The organism is Aeromonas sp. HMWF015, from assembly GCF_963878965.1.
In the GTDB taxonomy this organism is placed as follows: Bacteria; Pseudomonadota; Gammaproteobacteria; order Enterobacterales; family Aeromonadaceae; genus Aeromonas; species Aeromonas veronii.
The window spans coordinates 1-1,670 of record NZ_CAWNZT010000008.1 but is presented as its reverse complement, the minus strand read 5'-3'; the positions used below and the strand labels follow the sequence as shown (position 1 = coordinate 1,670).

Here is a 1,670-nt window from a genome sequence, read left to right as displayed (position 1 = left end):
AACCCACTTTTTCTCACTTCACTACGCCAGCGCTGCTGACGTGGTCGGCATACTACCCATGCCCCCCAAGGCTGTCAACAGGCCATATGCACAAAGGAGACTGTTTGCCCAGTTCTTGCGCAGCCTGTTGATTTTGCAGGCGAGTTGTCGCTCGCCAAGCCCTGTTACTGAGATCGCGACAGGCTAGTGCAGGCTTCCGGAGTGGCAAAACGGCCATAGATGTAGCGCAATCTCGCCCCCAGCATCAGGGCCGCGCTGGTGAGACCGACGATAAAGCCGATCCAGAAGCCCTGCGGCCCCATCCGCGGCACCAGCCAGTCGGTCAGACCCAGGATCATGCCGGTGGGCAGCCCCAGTCCCCAGTAGGCGACGATGGTGACGTAGAAGATCGCCTGGGTATCCTTGTAACCGCGCAGTGCGGCGGCCGCGACCACCTGTACCGAGTCGGAGATTTGATAGATGGCGGCGAAGAACAGTAAAATGGCCGCCAGGACGATCACCTGCTGATCATCGGTATAGATGGAGGCGATCTGCTCGCGCAGCAGCACCGTCATGGCCGCAGTGGCAGCAGCGATGGCCATCCCCAGCATCAAGCCGGTGCGAGCAGCTACCCGGGCGTGATGGGGCTGCCCTTCACCTATGCTGTGGCCAACCCGGATGGTGACACCCACCCCGATGGAGAGGGGCAGCATAAACACCAGGCTGGAGAAGTTGAGGGCAATCTGGTGACTCGCCACCGTCTCGGCACCGAAGGGGGCCAGCATCAGGGCCACCACGGTAAACAGGGTCACCTCGCAGAAGATCGCCATGGCGATGGGGAACCCCAAGCGGAACAAGCGCCAGATCCGGCTGCCGTTGGGGCGAGCCAGCTGGGAGAAGAGGCGGATCTCGGTGAAGTGACGGGAGAGCTTCACATAGAGGATCATCGCCAGCAGCATGGCCCACAGCACGATGGCCGTGGCCACGCCACAACCCACCCCGCCCAGTTTCGGCATGCCGAAGTGGCCGTGAATGAAGATGTAGTTGGCGGGAATATTGACCGCCAGCCCGACAAAGCCGATCACCATGGTGGGCATGGTGTGGGAGAGACCCTCGCTGAAGTTGCGCAGCACCTGGAACAGCACGAAGGCGGGCAGGCCCCACAGGATGGCGTGCAGGTAACCAGTGGTCTTGGCCGCCATCACCGGTTCCACATCCATGAACTGCAACGCCAGCGGGCTGTAATAGAGGGCGATCATCGCCAGCGGGGTGACGATCAGTGCCAGCCAGAAGCCCTGATGAACGGCCGGACGAATTGCCTCCCGTTTACGGGCGCCATTGAGCTGGGAGACGATGGGGGTGAGCGCCATGATGATCCCCTGCACCAGCAGGATCACCGGTAGCCAGAAGCTGGACGCCACCGACACGGCTGCCAGATCGACTGCACTCACCTGTCCCGCCATCACGGTATCGACGAAGCTCATGGCGACCTGGGCGACCTGGGCGACCAGTATGGGGCTGGCTAGACGGACGAGCTGCTTCGCCTCGGACCAATAACGTTGCACTGACACCTCCGAGTGGATCAGATAAGAGTAAAAAAGAGCGGAAATCGGGAAGAGCCTTTGCACTTTCGGACGAAAGTGCAAAGGGTGGGGGAGGCATTCTAGCCTGAAATTCAGCCAGGACGAAAT

The 1,670-nt window shown here is 61.0% G+C and carries 1 protein-coding gene; it reads right to left on the bottom strand.

The features are described from left to right. Positions 1 to 164: 164 nt before the first annotated feature. On the bottom strand, positions 165 to 1,544 hold the full coding sequence (locus tag AACS18_RS00410) for an MATE family efflux transporter (RefSeq protein WP_108613436.1): 1,380 nt from the start codon (positions 1,542 to 1,544) through the stop codon (positions 165 to 167). Positions 1,545 to 1,670: the final 126 nt, after the last annotated feature.